The sequence below is a fragment of the Parapedobacter deserti genome, assembly GCF_042646065.1.
GTDB lineage: Bacteria > Bacteroidota > Bacteroidia > Sphingobacteriales > Sphingobacteriaceae > Parapedobacter > Parapedobacter deserti.
The window spans coordinates 1-24,548 of record NZ_JBHRTA010000060.1; the positions used below are offsets into that span (position 1 = coordinate 1).

Below are 24,548 nucleotides of genomic sequence, written 5' to 3' on the forward strand. Positions count from 1 at the left end.
TGCCCAGGGCTACGGGGAGACACGGTTGGTGAACGGATGCAGCAACGGTGTTCCCTGCTCGCGCGAGCAGCACCAGGCCAACAGGCGGACTGAAGTGACCGTGCTGGAATACTAAACGGATCTTATTTCAATGTCACGTCCAGGTAAACGGAATGCCGTCCGTATGTTTCATAAAATGGTTTGAAAACAACGTCGTCAATGGTGAATTGCAGCTGCCCTGGATCACCTTTAATGGACCTGCTTATATCGTTGGCATCCAAGGTGACCTTGCGCCACGCTTTCCTTGCTTCGGGCTCCTGCGCGGCCAGCAGTATCGGTCCGTAAAACAGACTGGCAATGTTCTGCTGGTCCATGACAGGATCGAGGTGAAACTGGAAGGGCATTTTCAATTCGATCACATCGCCATCTTTCCACCTGCGGCTTAATTGCAGGTAACTGCCAGGCTTAGCCTGAAGCTTTTGTTCTTTGCCGTTGATTTTTACAAAGAATCCTTTGGTAGCCCAGCCCGGCACACGCACATGGATATCAAATTTTCCATTTCCTTTGATGGTCAGACGGGTATGGTCTTCCTTCGGAAAACTCGTTGTCTGTACCACCGTTATACCGCGTTCTGACCATTGTAGGGTAGAAGGGATGTATAGGTTGACATACAAGGCATCGTTGTCTTTGCTTTTGAAATAAATAGCATGCTGCAGCTTGGTGCTACTCTCTATTGCTGTACCGTTGCAACAAGTGAAGCCCGTCATGTGCGGATTGCCAAACTGTTTGATAGACCCGGGCCTGAGCGGTACGTGATAGGTGTTCGCAGGGCTGTCTTCAGCTACGGAGGCCAGAATATGGTTGTACAACCCACGCTCATAATAGTCCATTAATTCTGCCCGCTGATCGAATTGAAACAGATTGCTGGTCAACTTAAGCATATTATATGTGGCGCAGGTCTCATTCTGCCCTCCGGCAGAGAAGCCATTTTCGTACAACGTTGCCGGCTCACTGGTGAAGCATTCTGCATTGGCGGGGTTACGCGCGCCTGCAATCCCCCCGATGCTGTACATATAATCATTGACGGTTTTATACCAGAAATTATCGGCAATCAAATAATACGATGGATGATGGGAGACCCGATACATTTCAATGCTCCCTACAATTTGGGGAATGTGTTGGTTGGCATGTAAACCCCGGAATGTATCTACATTTTTGGCCAGTCCATGCGAATGTTCCGCATCGCCGAAAAACACCCTGATATTATCAAATAATTGCGCTGTCTCCAGGTATTTTTTTTCGTTTGTGATCCGGTATAGTCGGGCCATAGCCTCGTTCATGCCACCGAACTCACCGGCAATGTACGTATTCCACATTGTTATAAGCGTCTCGGTTGGCAACTTGCTCAAGCGGGCATACACCCAGTCACTCATGCCGGTAGCAGTTTCAATGGCTTTTGTATTGCCGGTGACTTCATAGATATCCATTAGGCCAGCCAGAATTTTATGCAACGTGTAATACGGAGCCCAAACCTGGTGATTCTGGCTGCCGTAGGTAGCGCCGTTTTCGAGCATGATAAACTGGTCCGGAGGATAGGCGCTGATAAAACCTTCGCCCCAGTTCCAATAATCGGTACGGATACCTGCTTCGCTAAGGTCTGAATCATAAGCTGATTTTCCCGGCCCAGGCGGCACCACAGTGGGGTCCGACACATACGTGCCGCCTGCTTCTTTCGGCTTTCCGGATAGTTGTGCCAATTCGTAAAGGGTGTTTACCATATACGCCATTTTCTCGGCGAAGTTGGCTTGGAGTGCCTTGTCATAACCGGTCCCTGCGTAGGCTTGGGCGATTGCTGTAAGGTAGTGCCCGGTAGCATGCCCTCTTAACTTGGTGTCCTGGCTATCCCATACGCCCAAGGGCTTTGCCCCTTCGGGTTGTTTCTGGCCGAAGGCATTGCGAAACATGTAGAGAAAAGAATTGGGATCGGTTTTGGCCAATACGGAAATAAATTTATCGCGGTTTTCAATAAGTTTGGTATTGCCGCCATAAATGTCGGTTTCCAGAGAAACCTGGGCCAGATCAAACGCCTCAAGCGTCAGGCCCGGTGTAGCCGGTTTGTTTCCTTCTTTTACGGTGACAGTGGCTTTTGGTTGCAAGTCCGTTCCCGGCACATGCCCGGTAACAACATAGCGCCCCGAATTGAGCACCGTAGCATTATCGGTGGGAGAGGGCCACAGCACCCGTACTTTTGGACCTTCCATGCCATCTTTGTAGGTTCCTTGTACATAGCTCGGCAATCGCGGCAGATGGCCTGCTTCTGTTTCAATCGCTACATCGGAAACATCAACCAAGTAAGCATTATACAGCTGTTCTCTGGTTAACGCAAATTGTGGAAGATCATCCTCCGTCTTACCCATGTTTGCTGCGTCTTCATTGACTCCCTTCAGCGAATTGTAATAAATGCTGGCAACCTGTCTTCCGCCTAAGGGCACACGGTAAATACGGAAATCATGTACCAAGGCATTCAAATAGGGGTCTTCCGGCGATAGCGATTTTCCTATATAAAAGAGATTGTCCTTTCCAGATTGCTGACCGAATACCGCCGCCAACTCCATTGAAATATCCTCGACCTCTCCTACCGGCTTGCTATCGACATAGGTGATCATTGTCTTTGCAGGCACATCAATTACGACGGCCAGATGAACCCACTTATTCGTTTTTATAGCTGGAGAAATCGCGCTGTTTTCGGTTTTTCCATCAGCCGTAATCAGCGCGTGGAAACCTTTTTGGGCTTTTGTCCCCGTAGGGGCTGCAAAAAAACGGTTGTTGACATTCTTTCCGAAATCAAAAAAGCGTTGGCCCGGCTGCTCTGAGCGCAAATATATCCATCCGGATATACTAAGCGACTCTATATTTTCAAACGCTTCTCCGGGAATCGCAACAAAGGCGTTGCCTCCCCCGGAAAGCGACAAAACCGATCCAAAGCGGTCGTCTTTGACGAATTTGGCCTCGGCACCCGAAAACGAAGCGTGCAAATTATTTCTGGACCAGTCTTTGACATCTCCGTCAAATACATAGCGTGCAACCAATCCGGTCTCACCGATTCCATCCAATATCTGATCCCCGTCCTGTGCCTGAGCGATGTCAATTCCCCCATTCAAAACAGCAGCAAGCAAGACAACACCCAAGAATACGTTGTACATTTTCATATTAAACACTCTCGATCGTAAAGATAGACTTCAAAACTAAGCACATTCCCTATGTTCCTATGGGCCATTTTTAGCCAATAATCACATGATATTAGCAAGTATCCGATCCGAAAAATGGAGAAGCGTGGCTCGATAATGTGTAGTTGAGCTATGGTAAGCATTGCCTTGCCGCTGGAAGGTGGGAAGGTGGTTGGATATTGTATTTGTATGCAGAATTGTCGCTTTTTTTATAGCATGCGGTCAGTTGATAAATTTCAGATTGCATGCCAATTGTATGCCAAAGTAGGTTTTTTGTATGCCGAAGTGGGTTTCAAACATTTCCCCTTGCACCGTGTTATGATTCCAAATGGATTTGGTCTACACCATAGAAAAGATGCAAAGTCCCATTATTGCGACCGCTATTCATGACGGTCACCAGCTTGCCCTGCCATTGATTGAGTATGCGCATCTGCAGGAACATGAGCGTTTTCGTGAAGAAGATCCCTATACAGCGGAGATGGTGGATTTGCCGGTCAGCCGGGTTGTCGTAAGCACGTCGAGATTTCAAACAGACCTCAATAGGCGACGGGAGCGGGCGGTATACCGGCGCCCGGAAGATGCGTGGGGGCTGACGGTATGGCGGCCGCCGCTTCCCGAGTTGACGGTAGAGCGTCTCTTAAAAGGGTATGATCGGTTTTACGACGATATGGCTGAATTGCTCCAATGGACAATCGCCCGGTTCGGAAGATTTGTGGTTTTGGATGTGCATAGTTACAACTATCGGCGTGACGACCCCATGACAGAGGCAAACATCGGTGAAAATCCGGAGATCAACGTAGGTACTGGGCACAACCATGAAAAATGGAGGGCCTTCGGCCATTGTATGGTCAAATTTCTCGCCCATCATCAATTCAATGGCAGATTTCTGGACGTGAGGGAGAACGTAAAATTTAAGGGCGGTGCTTTTTCGGAATGGATAAACCGCAACTACGGTGAGTATGGCTGCGTATTGTCTTTGGAGTTTAAAAAGACGTTTATGGATGAGTGGACAGGCCGCGCGGATATAGGGCACATTCATTGCATCAGGTCCATGCTAACCGGAAGTATACCTTTCCTGTTGGACTTACTCGACAGGACGGTCGAATCATCTTATCCCTATGAACATTGACATCAAGAAACAAATCCATCGTATCCTCGATAAGCTGAAAAAGGGTTATCCACTGCATGCCGATTTGCCATATGGTGGCAAACTCCACATGGAGCGGCCGGTCCCATACTTGCTGGTATACCGCGTACCGCCGCATGGGGAAGACTCCTTTACATCGACCCTCGGGAAGACCGAATCGGCGTACCTGGTGGCACCGGATACGGAAGAATGCCCGGTGACACCGATCATCAGGGCGATTGCCAGTACCATGGCGGATAAATTTGGCGGATTTTTGCTTCTTGAAGTGTGGCTGTCTGACCGTGTTGATTCGCCTCCATTCACGATTCATCTCAGCCAGAAAAGCGCATTGGCGGTGGCCGAAAAGCTGCAGACTGAACTGCAGCAGATCAAGCTGGTACATCAAACCCGCGCTATTGAGGTTGGGCTCGATAAAGGAAAGAAAATGCCATCACCGCCCTATCACCATGAACTGTTCAACGCCGAGGAGGCCCGTAAAAGTGAAATTATCGTGATTGGGCTGGAGATAACGCCGATTTACATGAACCATACGACCGGCGCACCATACCCGCTTTTCCTGCGCGAACTGCGTGAGCATTTCGGAAAGGCATTACGGAAAAGCTTCTTTGAGTTTGTACGAATGAAAACATCGTACAGTGCTGCACACTTCGAAATGCTGGGTATGACTGAGTTGGATGAAGTGGTGTGGGAAATTGACGGGAAATTGGCGGAGTATAGTAACCAGTTCGATTTCCTCCTTTTAGTGACACCGATCAACACGCAGGAAGCGTGGAGCAGCTTCGCGAAGAGCAAATACCGGAAAACCCCTGCATTTCACTATAGGCCTATGCCGATCGATCCTGAACTCATAAAACGGAAATTATATAACCTTCGCATTGAAGATATACCCGATCCCACGATAGCCTTCCTTTTTCGGGACAAACGAAAGGAAATAGACCGCATGCTGAATATGCTGAGCGACCGGGAAAAGCCTGATTTTCTATACAGCAGCCAGCAGCTGTTCGGTAATATTGAAGAAAACCTTCTTGAAACGGCGCGGGCGATATTGGTCGCCGCCGACCCCAATCGGTTGCCGCTGGAAAAGGAGATGATCGGCGCCAAAGAGTTTGCAGCGATGGCCAGCGTTGAGTTGGAGTACCTGAAACAGCAGTATGACATGGTATCTACTGCGGTCCGTGTACGGGACGATGTGGAGGGCGTTATGGTATCTCGTGGAACACTCAATATCAGCAGCCGATACCGCATTTCCAGAGAACGGGCTTTCTCGCTTCTCCAACATGAGGTGGGCACACATGTGGCGACCTATTATAATGGCATGGCACAGCCGTTTAAGTTGTTTTATCTCGGTGTGCCGGGGTATGAGCAATTGCAAGAAGGGCTTGCTGTGTTGAGCGAATATATGACGGGAGGGCTTACCAACCAGCGGATGCGAATACTGGCTGCAAGGGTGGTGGTCGTGCATCATATGCTCGCAGGGAATTCGTTTATCGATACGTTCTATCTGCTTACGGATAAATATGGATTTAAGCACGAAGTTGCTTTCCAGATTACCATGCGTGTTTATCGCGGAGGAGGGCTTACCAAAGACGCCGTGTACCTCAAAGGTTTGTTGAATGTCATCGAATACATAAAGGAAGGTAATGATATTTCGAAATTGCTCGTCGGCAAAATCAGACAGGACTACCTTCCTATCATCGAAGAACTCATGCACAGGCAGTTGCTGAAACCTTCGCCGCTGCGTCCGAAATTTCTGGAATATCCATACATAGCAAAAATCGATGAAATAAAAAAGGCCGGCAGCGTGTTTAAAATGATCAATTAACTTACAGTCGATGATAATCAACGGATAATCAAATCAGCCAAATAAGATAAAATATATATGACCATTACTTTTGTAGTCAATCAAGTACGTAAAGAATCGGCCGGCTTTACGACAACAGCTCTTGCATTAGAAGCGCATAAGCGTGGACACACCGTTTACTACGTTGGGGTAGGCGATTTAGTCTACTTGCCCGACGGTAGTGTGGGCGGCCATTGCCGTAAAATGCCTGATCGCGAATTCCGCTCGTTGCGTACGTTTCTGGAAGCCATTGTCGAAGTCGAAAAGAAACTGGTGAGTGCGGTGAAATGGGATGTCATGTGGCTCCGAAATGATCCGGCCGTGGATATGGAAAAACGGCCCTGGGCACAGGACGCCGGCGTGCTTTATGGGCAATTGGTGGGCCAGCAGGGGACGTTGGTACTCAACAACCCGGATGGGCTAATAAAAGCGTCTAATAAAATGTACTTGCAATATTTTCCAGAGCAAGTACGGCCTCAGACGGTGATTACGCGCAGTATCGCTGATGTACAAGCTTTTTACCGCGACCAAAACCATCGAATTATCCTTAAACCGCTTAAGGGTTCAGGGGGCAAAAACGTTTTCCTCATCGATAAAAAGGACAATAAAAACCTCAAGCAGATTGTGGAGGCGATATGCCGCGACGGGTTTGCCATTGCCCAGGAATACCTGCCTGCAGCGAAAAAAGGTGATATCCGATTGTTTTTGATGGACGGAGAGCCGCTAACGAAGAACGGCAAAGTGGCGGCCATTCAACGGGTACAACAGGCCGGCGAGATTAGGAGCAACATCCATCAGGGGGGGACTGCAAAACCGGCTAACATGAACAAAGCGATGCAAGGCATCGTAGAGGCAGTAGGTCCGTTGTTGCGAAAAGACGGGATGTTCTTGGTTGGGCTGGACTTAGTAGGAGATAAGCTGATGGAAATAAATGTGTTCAGTCCTGGCGGACTCATCCATGCAAACGAGTTCCATCAGGAGGATTTTATCGAAGAAGTCATCACAGCGGTAGAACAAAAAGTAAAAAATTACGTCCCGAATCCGTAAGACTGGCGGCGTCGTTGTTCCGGCACAGGATTATGGTGTCAGTGCTCCGACAGATTGGCAAGTTATTTCCAATGATGTCGGCGATTCCTGTATTGGTTTGCGTAGCCGGTATCGGTAACTTGGTACTGGAAGTGTTAAAATTAACCCTTCCCTTGGCATAAACAACCAAAAAAGAATATCTTAGCCACTTATTCCATAATAAGATTGATTTGAATGAACCGTATTGTAAAACTATTCTCTTATTCAATTTTTATCTATTGCTTTCCCTTACAGTCACTCGCTCAGGCGGACAGTGTTCCGATCAATACCGTCGTTGAGAAAACGCAGAAATTGCTGGAAGCTTATCCCATAGAAAAAGTCCATCTTCATTTTGACAAGCCCTACTATGCCGTGGGTGATACGTTGTGGTTTAAAACTTACCTGGCCAGCAACATGTACAATTACGACCTCAGTAAGCTGGTCTATGTAGAGGTGATGAACGGCAAGGACTCCTTAATGCAGACCCTCCGCATCCCCTTGAAAGACAATGTGGGAGAAGGCCACCTTGTTTTTGACCAAGAGTGGTATACGCAAGGCAATTACCGTTTTCGGGCTTATACTAAATGGATGGTCAACTTCGATCAGGATTATTTCTTCAACAAGATCGTTCCGGTAGGGGATGTATTGAACAACAACCTTCACTATACGGTGACCTTCAACGATGTCAGTAAAGGTAAAAACGCTCGTGCGCAGGCTGTGATCCAGTTCAAGGACCGGGAGGGCAAACCCTTGGGAAACCGAAAGCTTACCTGGGCGGCAGTGGCGGGATGGGAGCCGATTGACGATGGGAAAGGACAAACCGACGTGATGGGTAATATTGTCATCAATATGAACGGCAAGGACCGGGAATTGCTAAAAAAGGGCAATCTTCACGTTTCCCTTGAATCGGGCGGCAGCGCCCCGCCGATGATGGGCTCATTTCCGCTACGTACCGCATTATGGGACGCCGATGTGCAATTTTTTGCCGAAGGGGGCGATTTAATCGCCGGCTTATCCAAGAAGGTGGCGTTCAAAGCGGTGGGCAGCGATGGGCGTGGGCTATCGGTGAAAGGAAACGTGGTCGACCAAAGCGGCACAGAGGTAGCGACGCTCGAGGATATACATAAAGGAATGGGATATTTTATGCTTGCTCCACAGGCAGGCAACACCTATACGGCGAACCTTACGTTTAAAAACGGTGAAATCCGCAGTTATCCGCTACCTGCGGTCATTGACCAGGGCATCAGTGTGACCGTGCTGAAGTCGGACACAGCGCAACTACAGTTGGCAATTGTCGCCAATGAACGGTTCTTCAATGCCAATAAAGGGAAAGCATTTTATCTTATCGTACAGAGCAACGGTATCCTTTGCTATGCAGCACAGGCTGCGCTAAGGAGCGACGCAGTGGTGGTGAACCTTCCTAAGGAACGCTTCCCCACGGGCATCGCCCAGCTCACCTTGTTTAATTCAGCCGGCCAGCCAATGAGCGAGCGCCTAACCTTTGTAGAAAATATCAAGCCGCTTAATATTTCCGTTAGCACTGATCAAAGCGAATATACAGCCAAACAACAGGTGAAGCTGATGTTGGATGTGAGCCACAATGGCGAACCGGCAGCCGGCAGCTATTCGGTGGCTGTGGTTGATGAAACCAAGGTGCCACATGACGAGAATAAGGAAACCACCATACTGAGTAATTTGTTGCTTACCTCTGATCTCAAAGGCTATGTGGAGGATCCGCACTACTATTTCAACCAGCCGGACGATGCAAAACAGGAGGCGCTCGACGCCTTGCTGCTTACCCAGGGGTATCGGCGGTTCTCCTATGAAGATATCATGGCTGACCAATATCCGCCCGTGCATTTCTTTCCCGAGCAGGGCATTGAAATATCCGGAGTGTTGCGAATGAACAACGGCAAGCCTGTAGTCAATGGCGGCCTGCTGTTGTCCATCCCTGATAGAAGTTTTCGTAAGGATACTTATACGGACGAAAACGGGCGCTTTGTTTTTAAAGATCTGGTATTTACCGATTCAGCACGCGTCACCATCAATGCACGGGGCAACGACAATTACCGGAACATGGTCATCAATGTAGATCCTACACAATTCCCTGGCATCGACCCCACTCCCTACCGCGGAAATGATTTACTGAATATCGACCAAGCGCTGGCAACCTACTTGGATAATAGCCGAAATGAATACCGCACATCCATTTTGCTGGAAGAAGTGGAGGTGACCGCTACTTCTCGGCCAAAGTTTTCGCATAAGGAATATCCGGCCATCTCCGGGTTGGGTATGGCTGACCACCAGATCAGTGCCGACCGGCTGAAGGGCTGCAATAACCTGATCATGTGTCTGCAAACTGCGCTCACCGGAATCACATACGATGCGCAGAGTCAGCTTTTCTTTATCACGCGCGACTACAACGCGGGGGGGCGAATCCCCGTGCAGTTTTTTGTGAACGGGATGGCCATGGACGTGCCATCGCTAAACGGCATCATGCCTTCCGAAGTGGAGGGTATCGAAATATTCCTTAGGGATGAACTGGGCACGGTGAGCCGCATGTACCAGAACAATGGTGTGGTGTCCATCTACACGGCCAAAAAAGTGGAAAAAGGACCTCGCATGTCGCTCAGCGAAATCGAAGCCCTGCTTCCTAAAAGCAATATCGTTGACCTGACGCCGCTGGGATATGCCAAGGAGCGGAAATTTTATGTACCCAAATACGACACGCCCGAACGGCGTGCAGTCAATGACATCCGATCAACCGTGTACTGGAATCCTACTGTGACTACGGGAGAAGACGGACAGGCACAGCTCGACTACTACAATGCCGATGGGAAGGGCAGCTACCGGGTTGTTGTGGAGGGGATAGACGCACATGGTAATATCGGGCGGACAGTGTACCGTTATAACGTGAAATGACGATTTCAAAAATGAAGGCCGAAAATGCGCAAGATCATCCATATCGACATGGATGCCTTCTATGCCGCTGTGGAGCAGCGTGATTTTCCTGAATACCGCGGTATCCCATTGGTCGTAGGCGGCCCCCCGGACAGCCGCGGGGTAGTGGCAACGGCGAGCTACGAGGCCCGCCGGTACGGAATACATTCTGCCATGCCGTGCAGCCGTGCAGCCAAACTATGCCCCAACGCGGTGTTCGTGTCACCCCGTTTTGAGGTCTATAAGGCGGTATCCGCTGAGATACGGGCGATTTTCCGACGTTATACCGATATCATCGAACCGCTTTCGCTCGATGAGGCGTACTTGGACGTGACAACCGATAAACAGGGGCTAGGCTCTGCCATTGACATAGCCAAGGATATTAAGAGGGCTATCCGGGAGGAGCTCCAGTTGACTGCTTCGGCTGGCGTGTCCGTAAACAAGTTTGTTGCCAAGATCGCGTCCGACATCGATAAGCCGGATGGACTCACTTTTATCGGCCCGTCCCGCATCGAAACGTTCATGGAGCGTCTTCCGGTGGAAAAATTCTTTGGGGTGGGGAAGGTGACTGCAGCAAAGATGAACCGATTGCAACTGTTTACCGGCGCCGATCTCAAGCGGTTGACCGAGGCGGAACTGGTCAGGCTCTTCGGAAAAAGCGGGCGCTTTTATTACCGCATCGTACGCGGGATAGACGATCGTTCTGTAGAGCCACACCGTGAGCCTAAATCAGTAGCGGTAGAAGACACGTTTAGTCAAGATATCGCGCAAGTAGCGGCAATGGAAGAGGAACTGGCGAAAATTGCCGAGAAGCTGGCGGGGCGCCTGCAAAGCCGTAAGCTGAGAGGACGGACAATCACCCTCAAAGTTAAGTTCGCCGACTTCCGGTTAATTACAAGGAGCAACTCGCTGTCGCATTATACCGATGCGTCTGAAGCGTTAGTGGCCATCTCCTGTCAGCTACTCGGGCCAGTAGTGGAGCAGTATCCGATGCCGGTACGGCTACTGGGGATAGCCGTAAGTAATTTTGAAGAACCCGATTCCGCATCCGGTCAGCTCTCTTTGTTCTGATCAGTTGACAGATCTATAGGAGCGTCTTCTACTTCCTCTTCCTTCAGCACCACTTTAACGGCATATGACGACGGCCAGACCCCTTTACCGTACCGTAGCGCATATACTTTGGTGAATTCAGCGCCGAAATAAAGTATCGCCGCCGAGTAATACACCCAGAGTAGCAAGACGATAATGGCGCCAGCTGCTCCGTATGCGGAAGCCGGTGCACTGTACTGCATATAAAGCGCGATTAAATACCTTCCCAGCATAAACAGGGCGGCAGTAAATACCGCTCCGCCGACTACATCGCTGAATCGCATCCGGGCATCCGGGAGAAATCGAAAAATAAAGGCGAAAAGTGAAGTGATGACCAAGAAAGTGAGGCCGACATTGACCCACTCGACCAAGTGGACAGAAATTTCAGGAAAATATTGGGCCAGATGCGAACTCAGCGCCATGATAATGCCGTTTGCGATCAGCGATACAATCAGCAAAAAGCCAAGTCCGAGTACCATCGAAAAGGAAATGGCTCGGTTGAGCAGCATTTTTAGCCATCCTTTTTTAGGCTTCGGCCGGACACCCCATATCCGGTTTAACGAATCCTGTATCTGGACGAAAATAGTGGTCGATCCGATGATCAGTGTGCCTATTCCAATAGCGATGCCGAGGCCGGATTTGTTGGATAAATTCATGTTCTGAATAATCTGCTGGGTCTGCGCCGCAGTTTCCGGACCGAACATGTTTGCAAGTTCCTCGAACACTTCAGACTGGGCGTCTTGTTCGCCAGCCAATACATCTCCGTAAAGAAAGCCTACCAACCAGATGACGATGAGCAGCAATGGAGCGATGGAGAATATCGTATAATAGGCTAAAGACGCACTCATCTTCATGGCACTGTCTTTAGAAAACTCTGAAAACGTGTCACTCAGCAATCCGAAGATATCTTTGTAGAGTGATTTTTTAAAAAGCCTCATGCATCTAAATATAACCAGCATCGGGCCAGGTTGTTTTTACGCTTGGTAGATAGCTTCGATCTTTTCTTCATAGCGCTGAGCGATAGCTTTGCGTTTGAGACTCAACTTCGGCGTGAGCTCCCCTGCAGCGATCGTCCACTCGTGGGGAAGCAGTACAAATTTCTTCACCTTTTCCCACTGGCCGAAATCTTGATTAAGCCGGTCGAGCTCCCGCTGGTATTTATCAATTACTTCCGGTTTTTTTACCACTTCTTCTTTCGAGCCGAAGAGCATCCCTTTGATGCGGCACCAGTTTTCAAGCACTTCGAAAGCCGGAACAATGAGTGCTGCGGGAAATTTTCGGTTTTCGCCGACCACCATCACTTGGGCAATAAAAGTAGACTCCATGTACTTGTTTTCCAGAGCCTGGGGCGCCACGTATTTGCCGCCGGCAGTTTTGAACATCTCCTTTTTGCGGTCGGTGATGCGAAGAAATCCGTCGTTGTCCAACTCGCCGATATCTCCGGTATGGAAATACCCATCGCTGTCGATAGCCTCAGCTGTGGCCATGTCGTTTTTGTAGTAACCGCTGAAAATGCTGTGACCTTTGCAGAGGATCTCACCGTCGGCGGCGATCTTAACGGTTACATGCTCAAGTATCTTGCCCACAGTGCCAAACCTGACACCGTCTTTCTCCAGGTTATTGACAGCCACCACAGGTGAAGTTTCCGTGAGGCCGTATCCTTCGAGTACCGGTATGCCTGCCGCCCAAAATACGCGGGCTAAACGCGGCTGAAGCGCCGCGCCTCCTGAAATGATCAGTTTGATATTGCCACCAAGAGCCGCCCGCCATTTGCTGAATACCAGTTTTCGGGCAATACCTAATTTGAAGTTGAACCACCCGCTGTTGTTACCCGGTTCCTGATTGTTGAGGCCGAGGTTGAGCGACCAGAAAAACAGGTGTCTTTTCAGTCCGGTTAGCTCTTTACCCTTCGAGACGATTCTGTCATAAACTTTTTCAAGCAGCCGAGGCACTGTGGTAAATCCATCTGGCTTTACTTCGTTGATATCGGCTACGATTGTGTCCAGACTTTCGGCGTAATGGATTTCCACCCCTTTTGCGAAATAAAGGTAGACCACCATTCGCTCGAAGATGTGACACAGCGGAAGGAAGCTGAGCGCCTTCTTGAAGTATGATGGAAGCAGGTGGTAGCAATCGTATACATTGGTCAGTACGTTCTTATGGGAGAGGCATACGCCCTTGGGCTTGCCGGTTGTTCCGGAAGTATAGATCAATGTCAGGAGATCATCCTCATGGACCGCATCACGGTATGCGTCCAAATCTACATCATATTGCTTACCATCGTCGACCAGTACCTGCCATGAAGGGACGCCATCAACCGGGTCAAACGTAAAGACAGGAACATCAAGATTGTGCACCTGCAATGCCGCTTTTACTTTTTCGTAAAGATCGGCGTCGCTCACGAAAATGAGCTTGACCGTGGCGTCATTAATAATAAAGGACAGGTCCTGATCGGATAATGTGGGGTACAACGGTATCACCGCAGCACCCAACTGATTGATTGCAAAGTCACAAAAATTCCATTCGGGCCGATTTCCCGCCATCAGCGCTATCTTATCTCCCTTGCCAACCCCTTTGGTCACCAGCCCTTTGCTTAGGTTATCCACGATGGTCAAAAATTCGTCGGTCGGGTAGTTTATCCATTTACCGTTCGCTTTGCCGGCAACCATCACCGGCTTGGCAAAGCGGGCTTTATAATCTGTTAAAATATCGAAAATACGAGTTGGAGCAGCCATAAAACAAAATGCCTTGGTTTATAAATTAAGCGATTAACGCACTTAAAGTTAGTAAAAAATCAGGCAAATCACAATTTTTTTAAGGATCGGTAAGTGATGAAGGAGGCGCTCTCGAAATATGAACGAAAGCTGTAGCGTTTCTGATTCTATATTCGTCTGTATTAAAAAGCAAAGTGGTATTGGATATACATGGTTAATTTTTCGTAGAAACGGCTACATACCGTGTGGATAGGACGTATATTTGCAACGTAGTCAAAGCAACTGATTGATAGTATTGTAGCCGCGTAGTGAGTTTCAACATCCGATATTTGAAGGGGAAGCGCGCGTTGTCGTTAGAGAGCGCTGTGCGGAGTTGTGCCCAAGATGGGGATGAGCGGAGTAAGGAATTTATCTATAAGAGTTGTTACGGCTATGTACGGGCAATCACGATGAGGTATGTTAAAAACGGGTTCGATGCAGAGGAGCTTACCAATGAAAGTTTCATCAGGGCGTTCGGTAAAATCAGTATGTTCAATAGCGGAGACTTGGGTGATCGTTATGAAAAATCTTTCCGTGCCTGGTTGGCCCGGATAACGGTAAATATTTCTATAGATTTCCTGCGCTCGCAAAAGCAGCTCATAGCGCTAGATGACATTAACGAGAGTGAGCTCGAACAACAACAGGTAGAGGTGTCCGGAAATCTCAACGTGGAGGACATCATGAAACTATTATCGCAATTGCCGGAGATTCAGCGGACGATTTTTAACTTATACGAAGTGGAAGGATATTCGCATGAGGAGGTTTCGGTGCTGCTGTCCATACCAGAAAGCACATCCCGGACGTACCTCACGAGAGCGAAGAAAAAGTTGAGGAAACTTTATTTGGCATCAACAAATATCACGGATTGTAATGGATATGTATAGATGAACGGAAGTGAAAAAGATAGGGAGTTGATCCAGCGGATAGCGGAAACGCTGCGCAACCATACCGAGCCATACAAAGAAGGGGCATGGGAGCGTTTTTCAGCCATCCGCGGCAGGTCTCCTAGACATTGGGTGACCGGTTGGCCGTATTGGAGTGCGGCAGCTATGCTGCTGGTAGCGCTTTCATGGTATATGCTGGCTGACCGATTTGAGATGGACGGCGTTGAAAACGGACGAGGCGTTCCCGCACAGCAGATTGCACAGGGGCCGAGAACGAAAACGACAGACGAGCGACCTGCAGAAACCACTGGTAGAGAGGATGCTGTGCCATCCGCTCCAACCCCGACAGGTAGCCGCCTGCCAACGGTATCCCGTGACCGACCGTCTATGCGCCCTCGCTTATCTGCTCATCAAGGCGGTCCCATGCGGGATACCATTGAAAACCAACGGGAATTGCCGGTTGATATAAATACGTTAGCCGCTGTCCCAACCGAGCAGGCAGCCGCCGATTCCACCCGACAATTGGCAGCGGCAGCTGTTCCTGATGTTTCCGAGCGGCCAGCGGGACAAATACAGATCAGTGAAGCGGTTGCACACCCCGCGGCAGCAAATGACTATGCGGATGTGCATGCCAAGCCGGAAAACAGCGGAAAAAAGTGGGGTCTGGGTGTAGTGGTTTCGCCCAGCCTTACGAGCGAGCGCGTTAATATGGGCGGCGGGATCGCCGTTGCGTACAGGCTATCAGATAAATTTTCATTAGGCTCGGGAGTGTCAATCGGCGAGTTAGGCGTAGCACAAAACAGCGGCGGCCCTACGGCGATGGCCTACGGGTTTGATAGTAGACAGGCTGATTCTCCGGTGGGCGGTACGGGGCTCCAGTCGACCTACGAAAGCTACAATGAAGTCATATCAGTGACGAGCACCGTCTTGACGTTGGATATTCCTCTGAACCTACAGTACAATGTAACCGAGCGCTTTTACACCTCGGTAGGTGTTTCCTTTGTAAACGTGCTGAACGAACAACGGACCGCTCATTTCGTCGACCGTTTGAACGATCTGACTTTTGGGAAGGAAAACGCGATCAGGGACGATCCTTCACGAGCTGTGGAGGCGGTTGTCTCGACGAAAAAGACAGGGCACCGTCCCTTGGAAGGAAATGGGTATGCGGGTTTCCTGAACTTTTCTGTTGGCCGGAAAGTGCCGCTGTCCCGAAAGCTCATGCTTTCTGTGGAGCCCTATTTTAAGCTTCCGGTCGGGCGGCTCTCGAGAGAAGAAATGGATTTCACCAATGGAGGCATCCGTATCGTCACGGGGTTTTGATATAGTTATCCACTGTACCTATACCTTCGCTTCAAAGGAAAAGCTTGAACAGGCGGATGCATAAAATCACAGGCAATTTACGTTAGGTTAACGTAAATTGCCTATTTTTATGGACTTTTAATGATCAATCATCGAAGCTTATTAATGAAACGCAGAGACTTTTTTAAGAACACCGCATTTGCCGCCGCAGGAGCTGCGGTTTTGTCACCGATACAGTCAGTCGCTAATGTCAGCCGTCGGGACATATCGGATCGACTGGCAGGAAAATTAGCTAAAAATATTATTTTTATGGTAAGTGACGGCATGAGCTCCGGCACGCTCAGTATGGCTAACATGCTTAGTGAGCGGCGCGATGGCAGGCTGTGTGAGTGGATTTCGCTATACCAACGCGGTGTTGTCAACAGAGGCCTGATGGATACAGCATCAGCCAATAGTTTAGTTACCGATTCCGCAGCAGCGAGTTCGTCGTGGGGTGGTGGTGTACGGGTAAACAACGGTGCGCTTAATATAGCGCCCGATGGTAGTCGTCCGGTGCCCATCCTTCAGAAATTTAAGGCGGCTGGCAAGGCTGTCGGATGCGTCACCTCCGTACCGATTACCCATGCTACGCCTGCGGGGTTCTGTGTAAACATCGGTAGTCGTTCGGCTCAGGCCGAAATAGCGCTGATGTACCACGACCTGCGTTTCGACGTGATGATGGGAGGTGGCACCGAGTTTTTTAGTGCAGAAAAGCGGAAAGATAAGCAAGATGTTTTTGGAAAGTTTGCTGCAAGTGGCTATCAGGTAGCGAAAAACAGAAAGGAAATGTTAGCCATCGACTCAAAGGGAGGCGATGCGCCCATATTGGGCGTATTCCATCAAGACGGCTTACCCTATGCGTTGGATAGGGAGAATGATGAAACAATGAAGAACAGTACCCCGTCATTGGCAGAAATGACCGGTACCGCTATTCGCCACCTGCAAAAAAGCCGGAATGGATTCGTGTTGCAGGTCGAAGCTGGAAAAGTCGACTGGGCTGCACATGCGAATGACACCGGGGGGGTATTGTATGACCAGCTGGCGTTTGATGAAACCCTGGCCACGGTTTTAGCGTTTGCTGAAGCAGATGGAGATACGCTCGTGATCGTGACTACCGACCATGGAAATGCTAATCCCGGGCTGTTTGGCGCAACGAAGGATTTCGAAAAAGTTTTCGGATTTAGACACACCAACGACTGGGTATTGCAGGGCATTGATAGAGATTTCACCGCCGCACAAGTGAGAGAGCGTATTGAACATGCACAGGGCTATGCCATCAGCGCTAACGAGGCGATCCAGTTGCTGGCTCATTATGTGACCGACCGCAATGAGGATGGGCTATATAATCCCTACAAACTGCCGTTTGCCGATCTGGCGGCAATCCAGCAAAAATACACTGCGATAGCGTGGGCCAGTACCGGGCATTCGGGCGATCACGTGGAAGTAGCGGCATTCGGGCCCGGACAGGAGCTATTGAAGCCGTTTGTAAGGAATACAGACATGCACAACCTTCTGTTGGAAGCGAGCGGAGTAGCCGTTCGTTAGTCAATCTGGTCGATCCGCACCCAGTCCATGCCGGCGGCGATGGCAGCCTGCACCCCAGGATTGCCGTCTTCAAAAACCAGGCAATCCTGAGGTGCAACCCCGAGTTGCTGGGCTGCGCTTAAAAAAGGATCGGGATAAGGTTTGCCACGTTCTGTATCACCAGCGCACACCAGCACCTCGATGTCGTCGATAAGTCCAATGACGGTGAGTGTCCGCATCACGGTCCTGCGGCTCCCGCCTGACACCACGCCGATAAAAACCCTGCCCAAGTGGTTTCTTAAATGCTGCACCACAAAATCTATCGGCTGTGTTTCTGAGACATAGCGATCAAGAAATATGGCTGACTTGGCTGCCGCAAACTCATGGGGAGGTATATCCGTTTGATATCGTCTGTTGATCTCTTCAGCGATAAGTACGGTTGGCCAGCCAGCCAGTTCATCGATGATCGAGGTATCCAGCTTGATGCCATATCCGGTGGCGGCGGTACCATATGCAGCTTTGTGCGCATGCATGTTGTCTGCCAGAGTGCCATCGCAATCGTATAGAAACGCTTTGTAATCTTTTTGGTGGCTTAGTTGGGTGAGTTTTTCGAGTTTGTCGTTCGTCAATGTTTCTTTTGTCATCTTGCGGATTTTCTCCTTTTTTTCTCCTTGGCTATAAGGGAAAGCTCTCTTCCTGTTTGGCCAGCCACCGACGTGTTTTCCTGTGCCCGCCGGAAAAGGTAAGGCATTACAGCTTTCACGGGGCCGTAGGGTACATACTTCGCCGAATTATACCCCGCTTCCGCTATGTTAAAGCTAAGGTGGTCACTCATGCCCAGCAATTGGGAGAAGTGAATGTGTGGGTGGTCACGAGGCCATAGTCTCTTGTCTATTTCTTCAGCGAGCAACCTGCTGCTCTCCTCGTTGTGCGTGCCGGCCATGAGCCCGATCCGATCGAGGTGGTCGAGGCAGAACTGTATAGCCAAGTCATAATCCCGGTCTGTTGCCTCTTTATTGGGCTGGATCGGTGATTTATAGCCGTGTTCGCGAGCTCTTTCCCGTTCGATCTCCATGTATGCTCCCCGTACAAGCTTTGCACCCAAGAAAAAACCAGCCGTTTCGGCATAGTAGTAGTCCGCCTGCAACGAGGCCAATTTGTCGTGCCGGTAAAGCTGGTACGTGTTATATACGATTGGCGCATTGCGATTGTATCGTTGCATCATCTCACGCGCCAGGTCGTCAATGACGTCCTGTATCCAAGAATGTTCGGCATCAATCAGCACTTTCACGCCGTATTCGTAGCAGGATGCGCAGATCCGATCGACCCGTTGCTTAATCCGGCCGAATTCCTGCTCTTCTTCGGGGGATAGCGACTTTTTGCTATTTACTTTTTCAAGCAGGCTAAAACGTCCAAGTCCTGTGGGCTTAAACACCGAAAAGGAAATGTTCGGGTCGCTTTTGGCATATCCCACGGTGCGCAAAATCTCATTGCAGGTTTCATCGAAGGCGGTCTCCGTACCTTCGCCTTCTACAGAATAGTCGAGGATTGTTCCGACTTTCTGACTGGCTAACCGCTGGATTGTGGGGACACACCCCTCGATGGTTTCGCCACCGCAGAAATGTTTAAATATGGTATTCCGGATGATCCCTGTGACCGGTAAGCCGGTATTTAAGGCAAACATGGTGACGGGAGGCCCTATGTTGGTCAAAAAATTGCTTCCTAAGATTTTAAACAGCCAATAGGCCCTGTTTAACTCGTTGTTACTTTTGTTTCGAAATGCGGTTTCTGTATTCTCAAATGAGAGTGTGCGCTGCTGCTGCGTTTGCTGGGCCATGCTGTGGTGCAATTATCGCGCAAATTTAGCTAAAATTGCCGTGCAGTGCAAATTAAGCGTTACATTTGCATTATGGTTACCTACAAAATAACCGGGGAATACATACAGTTGATTCAGTTGCTCAAAGTGCTCAACTGGGTGGCGCATGGCGGCGAGGCCCAAGCCGTGGTGTCCGCCGGAATGGTGAAATACAACGGCCGCGTGGATTACCGCAAACGACTCAAGTTGCGTCCGGGTGATGTGGTTGAATATCAGGGGAATCTTGTGCAGCTATTGGGATAGTGATGAAAAAAGGTATATTTTTGCTGTGGTGTATAACATTGTTCGGTTGCTCCGGGGATGAGAGCGCCGCGAACAAACGGTATGTGCTGTCCATTGCATTGGAAGGGGCGGGAGGTGGACGGTCGGCCGGGCCTAATATGGAAGAGCAGATCGACGTCGATACCGTGACGGCACCATCACCGCTGGAAGCTTATTCAAAAGGTGTCCAGCGATATGCGGCGCTATTGATGCATATCCAGCAGTTTCCCGATTCGATAAAAGCGGTAAAGGAGTTGAATGTACGCGATGAACAAGGGAATGACATCAAACAGTCCATTTCCCAAAAACAGCGCGATAGCGTAATCATGAATTTCATCCAATTCGCTCGGCGGTCAACCATACCGTATTACGAGCGGGTGAAAGATTTTGAACTGAAATTAATGACAGCAAGATAGTAATCCAATCGCTGATGAATTTACAAATTTCAAGCACAGGTTACAACGTGGTTTTTGACGATACCTTGCAAGGACTCAAGGATTTTGTGCAGAAATCAAATTACTCCAAGGCGCTGATCCTCACTGACCGTAACACGTGTGAATACTGTCTACCGGTGCTGCTGGATGCCATTCCGGAACTTAGTGAATATGACGTTATCGAGGTTGATCCCGGAGAAGAGAATAAGAATATCGATTTCTGCGTCGGTATCTGGAGGATGATGCTGGATTTCGGTGCCGACCGCCAAAGCCTGCTGATTAACCTTGGCGGTGGTGTGGTGACCGATATGGGCGGATTCGCTGCGTCCACATTTAAGCGCGGGATCGACTTCATCCAGGTGCCTACCACCCTGCTATCACAGGTCGATGCATCGGTAGGGGGGAAGACCGGCATTGATCTGGGCAATATAAAAAACATCATCGGCACGTTCGCCCAACCCAAAGCAGTGTTCATTGCGACAAAATTTTTGCGGACGCTGGATAGACGGCAGCTTACCTCGGGATTTGCCGAGGTCATCAAGCACGGACTGATAGCGGATGGAGAATTTTACGATACGGTGAAAGGGATGGATGTGGCAGACCTCAGTTTGAAGCATATCAAGCACTCGGTAGCCATTAAAAACGAAGTGGTAACCCAAGACCCGCTGGAAAAAGGATTACGGAAGATACTGAATTTCGGCCATACCGTAGGGCATGCCATCGAAGGCTATTCGCTGGTTCATGATAGTAAGCCGCTGCTACATGGCGAAGCTATCGCGGCAGGAATGATTTGCGAAGCTTACTTATCCTATCGCATCAACGGATTGCCGAAAGTTGCATTGGATGATATAATCCGTACGTTCCGGAGGCATTTCCCGGATTACAGTTATGACCGCGATCGTTACGGAGCGTTGCTTTCGCTGATGAAAAATGACAAGAAAAACTCCGGGGAGCAAATAGGATTTGCATTGCTGAATGAAATCGGAAAATGCAGCATCGACCTTTTTGTTGGCGAAGACCTGATTCGGGAAAGCCTTGATTTCTATAGCGAAGTGACGCTGCAACCCACTTATTTAACCAATTAGCGATGCTGAAGAACCTCATTAATAAAGTCGGTTTGGCAGTATTCATGCTGTTGATTGTGACCGGCTGCAAAAAAGGCGAAGCGCAACAGAAGGTATTAGTGTTTTCAAAGACGACCGGTTTCCGACACGACAACATCGAAAAGGGAGCCGAAACCATCAAGCGGCTCGGTTCGGCGCATGGCTTTGCGGTGGATCATTCGGAAGACGCGTTGTTGTTTACCGACGAACGGTTAGCGCAATATGATGCTGTCGTTTTTCTGAGCACTACCGGCACGTTATTCAACGATGATCAAAAAGCGGCGTTCATGCGTTATATCCAGGCTGGAAACGGATTTGTGGGCATTCACGCAGCCAGCGACACGGAATATGAATGGCCATGGTATGGCAGGATGGTAGGGGCCTATTTTATGAGTCATCCGCAAGTACAAGATGCAGATATCCATGTAGTAGACAAATCGCACCTTGCGACGCAGCATCTTCCCGATGTATGGACCCGCAAAGACGAGTGGTATGATTTCAGGGATCTCAATGGAGAAGTAAAACTTTTGATGAAACTTGACGAACAGACTTATGAAGGTGGAAAGATGGGAGATCACCATCCGATAGCGTGGTACCACGAGTATGATGGCGGACGCGCCTTCTACACGGCACTTGGTCACACCAAGGAATCTTTTGATGAGCCGGAATTTCTAAATCATATTGTCGGAGGCATACGATATGCCATGGGGCTCGAATAAATCAAGTAGACCGTGTCAGTCTCATTAGGTGCTGGGCGCACCTGATTTGCCGAGGAAATTTACGATCAGCTTGGCGGTACGTTGTGATGCGCCCTGTTCGCCCATCTTCTCCTTCAGGATGTCGTAATTTTCCAGAATATTTTCCCGGTATGCTTTGTTATTGATCAGCAAATCAAGCTCGTCCGCTATGCTGTCCACATGGCAGTCCTTTTGAATCAATTCGCGTACAGCGAGCATATCGGTGATGAGATTGACCAGTGAAATAAACCGGACCTTGATGACCATTCTTGCAATTGCGATGGAAAGTGGGTTGGCACGGTAGACCACTACCTGTGGTACCCGTAGTAGCGCAGCTTCCAGGGTGGCTGTTCCACTCGTGACCACTGCTGCTTCAGCGTGCCTGAGTAGGTCATAGGTAGCGTTAAACACCACAGGAAGCTCCATCCCGTCCATATGCTGCCGATAGTATGACATGGTGAAGTTGGGTGCTCCTGCAACTACGCAATGGTGACCGGGAAAAAGAAGGGAAACACGGGCCATGATGGGTAGCAACCGGCTGATTTCCATCGCGCGGCTGCCAGGCAACAGTGCAATGATTGGCCTGTTTCTCAGGTTGTTCTCATCGAGGAATCGGTCCTTAAACGTATAGCTCGCAACGGCGTCCAGTAGCGGATTGCCCACATAATCGACTTCCAGCCCCCACTTGCGGTAAAAATCAACCTCGAATGGGAGTATGCAAAATAGTTTATCTACAACACGCTTGATTTTCAGGACCCGTCGCTGGTTCCATGCCCACACTTTCGGGGAAATATAATAACATACCTTGAGCCCCATTTTTTTTGCGAAGGCCGCTATCTTTAGGTTAAAGCCCGGAAAGTCGATCAGTATCAGGGTGTCCGGTTGGTAAGCTGCGATATCGGCTTTTACCAGATCCAAATTACGGGAGATGGTCCGGACATTGGCAAGCACCTCTACAAAGCCCATAAACGCCATTTGGGAAACGTGGATAACTGCAGCTCCGCCCGTGGCTTGTTCCATGCGATCACCGCCGACAATCCGGAACTGCGCCTCAGTATCTTGGGTTTTGAGGGCATGGATGAGGTTGGCGCCATGGAGATCGCCTGAAGTTTCGCCGGCAATGATGTAATATTTCATATTCCCAATTCAATCTGGAAAGTTGTCCCCCAGTTATTTCCCTGATGGCTGGTCCTGTAAATGCCATCGGCAATCTGATAATTGGCGTTAAGCTGCAATTTCAGGCGGTGCGCCCGGAAATACTTGGTTACCCCGAGTTCGACAACCTCGGTAAGGGCTTCCCATGTTGCGATATCTTCATGCGGGCGTATCCAAGTATAGCGCCCGGCAACTTCGTAGCCGTAATTCCTGTTCACAACGTACGAAAGCTGCTGGTTTACCCCTTGGCCCTTGTAGGCATGGATGGTTTCTCCCGCTTCGTCGAGGGCAAAGGGGTTATCCACATCGCGCTTCATATATTCCACTTGGTAGGCCAGTCCGCGGTATTTAAAGATGGCATCGAAGAAGGTGGTTTTCAGGTCCAGCGGCGTCGTGATATACTTGCCGGTTTGTCCGCTTATCCGTGTGGTGTTGTTATTGAAGCTATAGCCTCCACCCAAGGACAGCTTGGGCGTTTCTTCATATTCGAGGTCGCCTTCATAATAATCCCCGCCATTGGTAAACGCCCCCAGTGGGAGGAATTCAGCCCGGCCAGTGTAAGCGAGGCCATCATCGGTCATATTCGCCACGCGCCCCTCCCCGGTACTGATGGATCCTTTGAAATGGAATGGCACCGATCCGATATTTGGCGAGTAATAGGCCTTGATGCCAAAGTCGCGGTCGATATTGAAAGTTGCGTTAACCAGCGAACGTTCGGCAAACTGCAATTCGCCGGAAGAGTTTACCCGCTGCCGATTGCCGGGAAGCTTGTTCTGGCCAAATGCGACGTAAAAATTGTCGGTAAAACTGTAAAACACCACTGCATCACGCACGATATTGGGCACATCGGTATCGTCATAGTCCTGATCGCCCCGGGTAAAGCCAAGTTGTATGCTATATGAGAGCTTCGGATTGTAAATATAGCCGTCCATGCGCAGCCGCAACCGCCGAATACGAGCTTCAAAATCGCCGCCGCCCAGCTCGTTGCCCGCCGGCGTGGTGTATCGCAGCCTGTTCTGCATGCGGAATCGGAAATTGATGTAAAAGGTAGAATCATCTCCTGTATATTGGATGCCTTTGAAGTTCTCAATGGTGGGGCGTTCGTCATGCTGCCTTTGAGCTTGGGCAGCAAACGTTGTGATAAACAACAGCAGAACGGTTGAAGACAAAAGATGGTTTCTTTTCATCGCAATATA

The 24,548-nt window shown here is 49.5% G+C and carries 19 protein-coding genes; 12 read left to right on the forward strand and 7 right to left on the reverse strand.

From position 1 onward, the window contains the following. Positions 1-122: 122 nt before the first annotated feature. Positions 123-3,188, reverse strand: coding sequence for a beta-L-arabinofuranosidase domain-containing protein (locus tag ACFOET_RS18920; protein WP_379025607.1), 3,066 nt, complete (start codon positions 3,186-3,188; stop codon positions 123-125). A gap of 373 nt (positions 3,189-3,561) precedes the next feature. Here ACFOET_RS18920 and ACFOET_RS18925 point away from each other — a divergent pair, with 373 nt between their 5' ends. The 5 genes from ACFOET_RS18925 (at position 3,562) to dinB (ending at position 11,269) form a co-directional block, all read left to right on the forward strand. Continuing rightward, on the forward strand, positions 3,562-4,335 hold the full coding sequence (locus tag ACFOET_RS18925; protein WP_379025609.1) for an N-formylglutamate amidohydrolase: 774 nt from the start codon (positions 3,562-3,564) through the stop codon (positions 4,333-4,335). After that, the gene (locus ACFOET_RS18930) at positions 4,325-6,175 is read left to right on the forward strand and encodes a flavohemoglobin expression-modulating QEGLA motif protein (protein WP_379025611.1); all 1,851 of its coding nucleotides are present in this window, start codon (positions 4,325-4,327) and stop codon (positions 6,173-6,175) included. Before ACFOET_RS18925 ends, ACFOET_RS18930 begins: the two co-directional genes overlap by 11 nt. Positions 6,176-6,232: 57 nt before the next feature. Then, complete coding sequence (locus ACFOET_RS18935) at positions 6,233-7,240, forward strand: ATP-grasp domain-containing protein (protein WP_379025613.1); 1,008 nt, start codon at positions 6,233-6,235, stop codon at positions 7,238-7,240. 213 nt (positions 7,241-7,453) lie between these two features. Further along, positions 7,454-10,180: a carboxypeptidase-like regulatory domain-containing protein gene (locus ACFOET_RS18940; RefSeq protein ID WP_379025615.1), complete on the forward strand. Its 2,727-nt coding sequence runs from the start codon at positions 7,454-7,456 to the stop codon at positions 10,178-10,180. A gap of 24 nt (positions 10,181-10,204) precedes the next feature. Next, positions 10,205-11,269, forward strand: coding sequence for a DNA polymerase IV (gene dinB, locus ACFOET_RS18945; protein ID WP_379025617.1), 1,065 nt, complete (start codon positions 10,205-10,207; stop codon positions 11,267-11,269). On the opposite strand, the gene ACFOET_RS18950 is transcribed toward dinB, so the two are convergent. Together ACFOET_RS18950 and ACFOET_RS18955 are read right to left on the reverse strand one after the other, a co-directional pair. Next, the gene (locus tag ACFOET_RS18950; protein ID WP_379025619.1) at positions 11,251-12,225 is read right to left on the reverse strand and encodes a YihY/virulence factor BrkB family protein; all 975 of its coding nucleotides are present in this window, start codon (positions 12,223-12,225) and stop codon (positions 11,251-11,253) included. The two genes, dinB and ACFOET_RS18950, sit on opposite strands and share 19 nt — an antisense overlap. A gap of 36 nt (positions 12,226-12,261) precedes the next feature. Further along, entirely contained in the window at positions 12,262-14,022 is a 1,761-nt protein-coding gene (locus ACFOET_RS18955) for an AMP-dependent synthetase/ligase (RefSeq protein WP_379025621.1), read from the reverse strand. 308 nt (positions 14,023-14,330) lie between these two features. On the opposite strand from ACFOET_RS18955, the gene ACFOET_RS18960 reads away from it, so the two are divergent. The 3 genes from ACFOET_RS18960 (at position 14,331) to ACFOET_RS18970 (ending at position 17,807) form a co-directional block, all read left to right on the forward strand. Continuing rightward, positions 14,331-14,924, forward strand: a complete 594-nt coding sequence (locus tag ACFOET_RS18960; RefSeq protein WP_379025623.1) for an RNA polymerase sigma factor — start codon at positions 14,331-14,333, stop codon at positions 14,922-14,924. After that, the gene (locus tag ACFOET_RS18965) at positions 14,925-16,244 is read left to right on the forward strand and encodes a hypothetical protein (protein WP_379025625.1); all 1,320 of its coding nucleotides are present in this window, start codon (positions 14,925-14,927) and stop codon (positions 16,242-16,244) included. Between the two features lie 144 nt (positions 16,245-16,388). Continuing rightward, the gene (locus ACFOET_RS18970; RefSeq protein WP_379025627.1) at positions 16,389-17,807 is read left to right on the forward strand and encodes an alkaline phosphatase; all 1,419 of its coding nucleotides are present in this window, start codon (positions 16,389-16,391) and stop codon (positions 17,805-17,807) included. Here the strand turns inward: ACFOET_RS18970 and ACFOET_RS18975 are convergent. Together ACFOET_RS18975 and ACFOET_RS18980 are read right to left on the reverse strand one after the other, a co-directional pair. Then, positions 17,804-18,430: an HAD family hydrolase gene (locus ACFOET_RS18975; protein ID WP_379025629.1), complete on the reverse strand. Its 627-nt coding sequence runs from the start codon at positions 18,428-18,430 to the stop codon at positions 17,804-17,806. The genes ACFOET_RS18970 and ACFOET_RS18975 overlap by 4 nt on opposite strands. Further along, a complete protein-coding gene (locus ACFOET_RS18980; RefSeq protein WP_379025631.1) occupies positions 18,427-19,623 on the reverse strand; it encodes a proline dehydrogenase family protein in 1,197 nt (398 codons plus the stop codon). Before ACFOET_RS18980 ends, ACFOET_RS18975 begins: the two co-directional genes overlap by 4 nt. Positions 19,624-19,695: 72 nt before the next feature. On the opposite strand from ACFOET_RS18980, the gene ACFOET_RS18985 reads away from it, so the two are divergent. From ACFOET_RS18985 to ACFOET_RS19000, 4 genes are read left to right on the forward strand one after another with little or no spacing between them, the layout of a single operon-like run. Continuing rightward, positions 19,696-19,905 (forward strand): RNA-binding S4 domain-containing protein, encoded by a 210-nt coding sequence (locus tag ACFOET_RS18985; protein WP_379025633.1) that lies wholly within the window; start codon positions 19,696-19,698, stop codon positions 19,903-19,905. A 2-nt stretch (positions 19,906-19,907) separates the two neighbouring features. After that, the gene (locus ACFOET_RS18990; protein ID WP_379025635.1) at positions 19,908-20,339 is read left to right on the forward strand and encodes a hypothetical protein; all 432 of its coding nucleotides are present in this window, start codon (positions 19,908-19,910) and stop codon (positions 20,337-20,339) included. Positions 20,340-20,353: 14 nt separating this feature from the next. Next, positions 20,354-21,442, forward strand: a complete 1,089-nt coding sequence (aroB, locus tag ACFOET_RS18995; RefSeq protein WP_379025637.1) for a 3-dehydroquinate synthase — start codon at positions 20,354-20,356, stop codon at positions 21,440-21,442. Positions 21,443-21,444: 2 nt separating this feature from the next. Next, entirely contained in the window at positions 21,445-22,179 is a 735-nt protein-coding gene (locus ACFOET_RS19000; protein WP_379025639.1) for a ThuA domain-containing protein, read from the forward strand. 24 nt (positions 22,180-22,203) lie between these two features. On the opposite strand, the gene lpxB is transcribed toward ACFOET_RS19000, so the two are convergent. Together lpxB and ACFOET_RS19010 are read right to left on the reverse strand one after the other, a co-directional pair. Then, the gene (gene lpxB / locus ACFOET_RS19005; protein ID WP_379025641.1) at positions 22,204-23,334 is read right to left on the reverse strand and encodes a lipid-A-disaccharide synthase; all 1,131 of its coding nucleotides are present in this window, start codon (positions 23,332-23,334) and stop codon (positions 22,204-22,206) included. Continuing rightward, positions 23,331-24,539, reverse strand: a complete 1,209-nt coding sequence (locus tag ACFOET_RS19010) for a porin (protein ID WP_379025643.1) — start codon at positions 24,537-24,539, stop codon at positions 23,331-23,333. The genes lpxB and ACFOET_RS19010 overlap by 4 nt, the downstream gene beginning before the upstream one ends. Positions 24,540-24,548: the final 9 nt, after the last annotated feature.

What these genes read in the sequence shown, in the direction of transcription:
- ACFOET_RS18920 (WP_379025607.1), bottom strand. Translation starts at nt 3,188, where the DNA reads ATGAAAATGTACAACGTATTCTTGGGTGTTGTCTTGCTTGCTGCTGTT.
- ACFOET_RS18925 (WP_379025609.1), top strand. Translation starts at nt 3,562, where the DNA reads ATGCAAAGTCCCATTATTGCGACCGCTATTCATGACGGTCACCAGCTT.
- ACFOET_RS18930 (WP_379025611.1), top strand. Translation starts at nt 4,325, where the DNA reads ATGAACATTGACATCAAGAAACAAATCCATCGTATCCTCGATAAGCTG.
- ACFOET_RS18935 (WP_379025613.1), top strand. Translation starts at nt 6,233, where the DNA reads ATGACCATTACTTTTGTAGTCAATCAAGTACGTAAAGAATCGGCCGGC.
- ACFOET_RS18940 (WP_379025615.1), top strand. Translation starts at nt 7,454, where the DNA reads ATGAACCGTATTGTAAAACTATTCTCTTATTCAATTTTTATCTATTGC.
- dinB (WP_379025617.1), top strand. Translation starts at nt 10,205, where the DNA reads ATGCGCAAGATCATCCATATCGACATGGATGCCTTCTATGCCGCTGTG.
- ACFOET_RS18950 (WP_379025619.1), bottom strand. Translation starts at nt 12,225, where the DNA reads ATGAGGCTTTTTAAAAAATCACTCTACAAAGATATCTTCGGATTGCTG.
- ACFOET_RS18955 (WP_379025621.1), bottom strand. Translation starts at nt 14,022, where the DNA reads ATGGCTGCTCCAACTCGTATTTTCGATATTTTAACAGATTATAAAGCC.
- ACFOET_RS18965 (WP_379025625.1), top strand. Translation starts at nt 14,925, where the DNA reads ATGAACGGAAGTGAAAAAGATAGGGAGTTGATCCAGCGGATAGCGGAA.
- ACFOET_RS18970 (WP_379025627.1), top strand. Translation starts at nt 16,389, where the DNA reads ATGAAACGCAGAGACTTTTTTAAGAACACCGCATTTGCCGCCGCAGGA.
- ACFOET_RS18975 (WP_379025629.1), bottom strand. Translation starts at nt 18,430, where the DNA reads ATGACAAAAGAAACATTGACGAACGACAAACTCGAAAAACTCACCCAA.
- ACFOET_RS18980 (WP_379025631.1), bottom strand. Translation starts at nt 19,623, where the DNA reads ATGGCCCAGCAAACGCAGCAGCAGCGCACACTCTCATTTGAGAATACA.
- ACFOET_RS18985 (WP_379025633.1), top strand. Translation starts at nt 19,696, where the DNA reads ATGGTTACCTACAAAATAACCGGGGAATACATACAGTTGATTCAGTTG.
- ACFOET_RS18990 (WP_379025635.1), top strand. Translation starts at nt 19,908, where the DNA reads ATGAAAAAAGGTATATTTTTGCTGTGGTGTATAACATTGTTCGGTTGC.
- aroB (WP_379025637.1), top strand. Translation starts at nt 20,354, where the DNA reads ATGAATTTACAAATTTCAAGCACAGGTTACAACGTGGTTTTTGACGAT.
- ACFOET_RS19000 (WP_379025639.1), top strand. Translation starts at nt 21,445, where the DNA reads ATGCTGAAGAACCTCATTAATAAAGTCGGTTTGGCAGTATTCATGCTG.
- lpxB (WP_379025641.1), bottom strand. Translation starts at nt 23,334, where the DNA reads ATGAAATATTACATCATTGCCGGCGAAACTTCAGGCGATCTCCATGGC.
- ACFOET_RS19010 (WP_379025643.1), bottom strand. Translation starts at nt 24,539, where the DNA reads ATGAAAAGAAACCATCTTTTGTCTTCAACCGTTCTGCTGTTGTTTATC.